Below are 6,150 nucleotides of genomic sequence, written 5' to 3' on the forward strand. Positions count from 1 at the left end.
CAAGTACAGCGCTCACCCGCCAACTAAAACGCTCAGTCACAACGAGCAGGTGCCGGGCCGTGGCCGGCGTCAGGTTAGTAGTCGAGGTCGAGGTAGTCGATGTCGTTGAGGGTGACGTCGGAGAGACCGAGGGCGCGTGCTCCGCCGTCTTGGAAGTAGATCTCTTTGAGGCCGTCGGCGATGATCTGGCGCATCTGCTGGTCGCTGGCGCCGGCTTGGCGGGCGTTGAAGAGGCGTTGTGCGTAGTGCGGGGGGAGGTGGACGGTGAGGCGGCGGAAGCGTCCGTCGTCGGTGGTGCCGACGGGTGCGGTGTATCCGAAGCGGGCGCGGGTCTCTACGGTGATCCCGCCGGTGGTGGCGGCCTGCTTCTGCCGGCGCTTGCGGACCTGTGGCTGCCAGCGGGCCCGTACGGCGGCGTCGATCTTCGCGGCGATGTCGGGGCGGGCGTGTTTGCGGGCGCCGCGTCGGTAGCGGTTGACGGAGTCGGCGGTGACCCCGATCTCGCGTGCGACTGCCTTCGCACTGCCCAACTGCCGGATCAGGTAGCCGATCTGCCCTTTGAGGGTCTTGGGCGGCTGGCGAGTGAAGGACTCCCGGTCGGCGCGTTCGATCGCGTCGTCGATCTCTCCGGCCACAGCGCTCACTCTCCTTCGTCGAGGACGGCGTCGCCGCCCTTGATGTGCCGGGCCGGGTTGTAGCCCTGTTCCATGAGGTCGACCGCCCACAGCATCGACTGCACGCCCTCGAGTTTGGCCAGGCCGGGGGTGGGGCCGAGGCGGAAGGCGCCGGGCTGGGGCTTGCCGGAGGCGGCATAGGGCAGGAAGGCGAGCGGGCTGTCGCCCGGTGAGGGGTAGACGACGCAGTCGGAGAGCACGGCGAGCGGGTACAGGCCCGTCATCGTGGCCATGTTGCGCAGCTTGCGGTGCATGTTGACGCGCGCCTTGGAGATGACGGCGGCGCGGATGTCGGGCCGCCAGGTCGGCCGCTGGAGGGCCGGCCACCGCTCGCCCTCCTTGTACTTCCTGCCCTGCGGGCGCTCGCGGAGTTTGCCGATGCCGCCCTTGACGGTGGCCTTGATCGCGGCGAGGACGGCCGCCATGGCCGGGTCGGCGTCCTTGTGGCGCTCCATCGCCGCCAGGAACTCCGCGTCGGTGAGGTCCTTGGTGACGCCGAGGTCGGCGAGGGTGTCGACGTACGCGGTCTTGAGCCGGTCGTGCCACGGGTCGAGGTAGGCGCCGGTCTCGCGGCGCAGGTACGCCTCAAGGGGAGTGACGTTGTAGCCGAGCTCCTGGGCGTAGGCGACGGTGTGCGTCTGGTACCAGGCCGGACCGGTCGGCCGGGTGCCGTCCGGGGTGAAAGGCGAGGGCAGGCGCGGGTCCACCTCGACGTGGGAGAGGTCGACCAGCCAGGAGCCGGGGATCTTCGGGTTGAACGCCGGGCCTACGAAGTGGTCGGGGGCGGACAGGCCGACGACCAGGCGGGCCGCGGCGGCGAGGAAGGCGGTGTTGAGGTCCAGGCCGACCGCGTAGGGCAGCGTGCACTCCTCATCGCTCAGCAGGCTGACGTCGCGCACCCACTGATACGCCTCCTCGTTCAGGAACCCACCCCTCCAGCCACTGTCCACGACGACGGGGTGCTCCGGCGTGGCCTCCGGCGGCGCCGGATCCATCGGCTCCGTCCCGAGGCTGCCGGGGTTGTGGCCGGGCACCCAGTTCCCGCTCGCCTCGTCGCGCACCGCACGTGTGGGCGGGCGCAGCGCCGTCATCAGCTCCAGCCCGGACACGGCCGTGGAGCCGCGCGGCGTGATGACCCGCTGGGCATAGACGCCCAGGACGCGGGCGACATCAGCAGGTTCCATCTCAAAGACGCCGGGCCAGGACCGCTCATCCAGGGCGTCCCACGACAGGATCGCCAGCTGCACGCACTGCCGCTCACGGCCCTGGACCTTGCGGTAGATCCTTGCCCACGGGCCGAACCCGCGCTGGGTGAGCCGCCATTTCGCTTTCACCACCTGCTTGACCACCGGGTGGTCCTCCGGCAGGCGCAGGGAGCGGCGCTGTTCGTGGCCTTCCAGGCGCTCGGGCAGGCCGAGCTTCACGGCGGCCGCGGCGGTGAGGACGATCAGCGGGTCGCTGTCCTTGCCGTTGCGGTGCAGACGCGGTGCACCGAGCCCGGACTCGCGCAGCGTCCACTCCACCAGCTCCACCACCGTGGTCGCGGGGCAGTCGAGCACGATCCCGTCGACGCCGTACGCGCAGCCGTCACCGTCCAGCACGGCGAGCGGACCGTGCGGGAACCGCGGATCGGCTGCAGGCCTCGCAGAGGCCGGGCGCCGCGACGTCGCGGCGGACCGGGTGGCGGGGCGCGTCGGCCCCGCACCTGGACCGTCGACAGGCGGGGCGTCTGCCTTGGCCGCCTCGGACGCGGCCGGTTCAGCAGACGCCGCCGGTGCTGTCGCGACAGCCGAGACCGCCGGGGCTGCGCCGGGGGCGGGGTACTTCGCCGCCCACCCGTTCAGCAGCCGCTGGTATGCGTCCAGGCGCGGTGACTTCGGCTCGCTGCGGCCGTTCTCCCAGTTCTTCACCGACTGGGTCGTGGTCTTCAACGCGGTGGCCAGGCGAGCCTGGGTGATGCCGGCGGCCTCACGCAGCCGGGCCCGCTCCGCCGGAGGCGGCAGATGCGGCTCCTCGTTCAGCAGAGCGTCGACGGACGCGAACAGCTCTTCCTCAGATGCCATGCCCTGCCACCTTCACCTCAGGACCGGAATTGCTTAACCGTAAACTTATCCCATTCCTTATCCCTTAGGGCCCATTTCAGCCCCAGCGCGTCCAGTGCGGTCATGTGGGTCCGCGGTGCGCTTCGCGCGGTGTGCTTACGGTCGTCGGGGGAGGGGAAGCGTGATCTCCATGACGAGCGTGATGCAGCACTACGGCCTGCTGTGGACCGACCCGGACGGCGCCCCGCAGGCGCCGGCCGGTGGGTACGACAAACGGTCGGCGAAGCGTCGCCGTACCGAACTCCAGGCGGTGGGCTGTACCCGTGTCGAGATCGTGCCGGTCAGGCCGGGGGAGGTTCCCGAGCCGGTCTCCTGAGCAAAGCGGGACCAGGAAGAGCACACCAGCCGGATCCCCCAGCAGGGCCTGAAGGCCCCGTGCAGCGCGTCGACCAGCCACTGACCCGACCCTTCAGCCGAACAGACCGAGGTCCGTCAGCAGCTGGCGCCGTGCATTGGGCAGCGAGTCTCGCCTGCTGCGCATGTTGCTGCGCCATACTCCGAGCCGGACTTCGGTGCCGTCCTCGAGCCGCTCTACGTGCCCCCGTGGAACGGTCACGTGCCCCTCTCGGGTCTTGTACTGCGTAAGAGCCGCAACGCCGCGCTCGAAGGCGCTCAGAGGCGCCGTGGACGGCTTTGCGGGCTCCTCCGGATCCGGGGCGATCGGCGTGATGCCGAGCTGCTGCAAGCGTTCGCGCTGCCCGTCGTGAAGAGCCTGCCAGACCTCCGGCCTGCGCTGCTTGGCCAGCCATTTGCCGATGTCCATACCGTGGACGGTGAGCCCGGGCAGTACCTCGGTCTCACCGACTTGGCCTTCTTCGTCGGCCAGGAGCTCGCGTAGTGCGGCGTAGTGGCGTTGCCAGTCCGCCGGCCAGGACGGGTTCCAGTCCTTGTCCAGGGCTTCCAGCGCGGTCTTCCACTCCGGGTGCCCCTCCAGTGCACCGGGCCGCCGCAAATTCGCGAGCCACATCCCCAACGGCCTGTCCAGCATCGCTGCCGACCTGGGAGCGCACAGCGTCCAGTGCTGCTCGTAGTACGCCTTCGCTGCTTCCAGGTTCTCCTGGAACCGCTCATCCGTCACCGACCACACCATGCCGAGCTGCTCGAGCCGGCGGGCACGCAGCCCGCTCATCTCCCCAGCCGAGAAGGCACGCCGCTGCTCCGCGACCCATTGCCCAAGCGGTGTCGCGCCTTCGCGGTGTCCGTAGGGCACGCGGGCGTTCCCGACCCGCTCGACGTACGTCTTCAGCTTCGCCCAGCCGCGGGCCCAGTCCTGACGCTCGGTGTCGATCACGTTGAAGGAGACCCAGTCGGCGACCATCACAGGATCCCGAGGGGCCGCGAAACGGAGCAGGAGCCGGGATTCGTCTTCACCTTCCTCGGGCGCGACACCGATGTTCACGGACGGTTGGGCGACATCCTTCTGAGGCTCCTGGGGAATGGCGAGCAACTCGACGGCTTCTTCATCGTGAGCGCGCAGACCTTCCAAGACTTTCACCAACGGGCGATACGACCCCGAGGTGAACATATCCTCGGGCATTTCACCGGGCTGGAGGAAGACAGGCACGATCAGGGAGGCGAGTTTGCCTTGTCCGGGCTTCTGGCGCAGTGCCCGCCCGATGGCTTGGACGATGTCGTGTGGCGCCCCCTTTGGGTCCAGGAGGGCAACGGAGTCCACCGCGCGGATGTCGACGCCCTCGCCCAGGACACGGCAGTTGGAGAGCACGGCCCGCTGCGCCGTGGACCCGAACGAACCCAGGACCTCTCGCCGGCGTTCGGGGACGTGCTCGCCGCACAGCCAGTTGGCCCAGATCCGCTTCGGGTACGTCTCGGGCTTATCCGCATGCAGCTTCGCAGCCACCCGCTCTAGGCCCTCCGCGTACGCCTGCGCCTCGATGGTGCGGTGGTGGAAGGTGATGCACGTTGACAGGCCATGCTCAGCCATGGTGTGCAGCAATGCGGCCTGGAGCGCCCCCAGGCGCTGCCCGCGCACCTCTTCAGTGTGCCGCTCCTCGCCCATCAGCCGCTCGGGCGTGACGACGGGGTCCTTCAACTCCAAGACGATGATCTGGTACCGCGCCAACAGGCCCCGAGAGACAGCTGATGCGAGCGAGAGCTTGTACAGAACGGGCCCGAAAACGGTCTCGTCATCCATGGACGCCGCCATCTCCCGAGGCAGCGGATCCCGCACCCCCTCAGCAACCTCCCGGCTGAGTCGCTCCTCCCAGATCCGCGGCGTCGCCGTCAGATACAGCCGCCGGTACGCCGGGATGACGCTCTGGTCGTGGATGTCCGCCCACGCCTTACCCATCGAGCCACTTGTCCGGTGCGCCTCATCAACCACCGCCAGGTCTACCGGATCAAGCTTCTGCCCGTAGACACCCTCGAACGCCTCCGCCAGAACCCCCAGACTGGCGTACGTCGCGTAGATGGTCACCGGCCCCTGCCCGTGCCACAGCGCCAACTGGATCGGGTTCGTCGTGGAGCGCACCTTCAACGACCACAGCCCCGGATCGTCCTGAAGCGAACACACCGCCACCGCCGGCCCCTTGTGCCCCGCCTCGTGCCACGCCCTCACCGTCTGCGCCAAAAGATCCAGCGTCGGCACCAGCACGAGCACACGCCCCCTGGGCACAAGCCGCCTCGCCGACGTCGCAGCCATGATGGTCTTCCCCGTCCCACACGCCGCGTGCACCTGCCCACGAAGACCATTCCAGGGAATCCCGCCTGACGGAACATCAAGACCCCGCACAATGGCGGCAACGGCCTCAATCTGGTGATCACGCAGCTTCACAGCCATGCCCCGTACTCTCCTTTTTTCGCGGAAATGCAGCGCGTAATAGCAAATAGAATCCAGGCGCAAGGTGCGCGGCGGTAGGGATGTGGCATCTGATACCAGACTCTACACAGTAATGACTTGTGATGCATCATCCGCGCACCAACCTCTATGCCCGAGGGTGACACCTGACTCAATCCCATCCACGAACGGCCGGTTGACCTGTATGCTGGCAGGCCATTAGCGAACACGTCGACAGTCAGACGATGGGGGAGAGGGTTCAGGGTGGAGCGCAGCGGAACCCGTCACTACAACGAGGCGGGCACCCCGTCAGTCCGACGGCCCGTCACATTCCTTGTCAGGGTAGTAGCTGGGAATCCCAAGCCCTACACAGGCCCGCGCGTGATGCACCCACCCTTACTGCCAGCCTCAGGAATCCCGCTTGCGGGATTCCCTCAATTCGCGCTTGCGCGAATTGACACACGCTCAGAATTCCGCTTGCGGAATTCGGTTTCCGCGCTTGCGCGGAAATCTGGCGGAGCGTCAGTGGAGCCGTTACCTATGCAGCGCGCCAGCGCTGCATATCCCGCTCCGCGGGATA

General features: G+C 68.1%; 4 protein-coding genes. 1 reads left to right on the top strand and 3 read right to left on the bottom strand.

The window, feature by feature from the left end; all coding sequences use genetic code 11:
- Positions 1-74 precede the first annotated feature (74 nt).
- Positions 75-635: a telomere-protecting terminal protein Tpg gene (gene tpg, locus ACFSL4_RS37585; RefSeq protein ID WP_381092615.1), complete on the bottom strand. Its 561-nt coding sequence runs from the start codon at positions 633-635 to the stop codon at positions 75-77.
- Positions 636-640: 5 nt separating this feature from the next.
- The gene (gene tap / locus ACFSL4_RS37590) at positions 641-2,737 is read right to left on the bottom strand and encodes a telomere-associated protein Tap (protein WP_381092613.1); all 2,097 of its coding nucleotides are present in this window, start codon (positions 2,735-2,737) and stop codon (positions 641-643) included.
- A 169-nt stretch (positions 2,738-2,906) separates the two neighbouring features.
- Between tap and ACFSL4_RS37595 the strand changes: the two genes are divergently transcribed.
- On the top strand, positions 2,907-3,092 hold the full coding sequence (locus ACFSL4_RS37595) for a hypothetical protein (RefSeq protein ID WP_381092616.1): 186 nt from the start codon (positions 2,907-2,909) through the stop codon (positions 3,090-3,092).
- A gap of 93 nt (positions 3,093-3,185) precedes the next feature.
- On the opposite strand, the gene ACFSL4_RS37600 is transcribed toward ACFSL4_RS37595, so the two are convergent.
- Positions 3,186-5,573 carry a DEAD/DEAH box helicase gene (locus ACFSL4_RS37600; RefSeq protein ID WP_381092614.1) on the bottom strand — a complete coding sequence of 796 codons (2,388 nt, stop codon included), beginning with the start codon at positions 5,571-5,573 and terminating at the stop codon, positions 3,186-3,188.
- Positions 5,574-6,150 lie beyond the last annotated feature (577 nt).

The organism is Streptomyces caeni, assembly GCF_042678285.1.
Taxonomy (GTDB): domain Bacteria; phylum Actinomycetota; class Actinomycetes; order Streptomycetales; family Streptomycetaceae; genus Streptomyces; species Streptomyces caeni.

What these genes read in the sequence shown, in the direction of transcription:
- ACFSL4_RS37600 (WP_381092614.1), bottom strand. Translation starts at nt 5,573, where the DNA reads ATGGCTGTGAAGCTGCGTGATCACCAGATTGAGGCCGTTGCCGCCATT.
- tap (WP_381092613.1), bottom strand. Translation starts at nt 2,737, where the DNA reads ATGGCATCTGAGGAAGAGCTGTTCGCGTCCGTCGACGCTCTGCTGAAC.
- ACFSL4_RS37595 (WP_381092616.1), top strand. Translation starts at nt 2,907, where the DNA reads ATGACGAGCGTGATGCAGCACTACGGCCTGCTGTGGACCGACCCGGAC.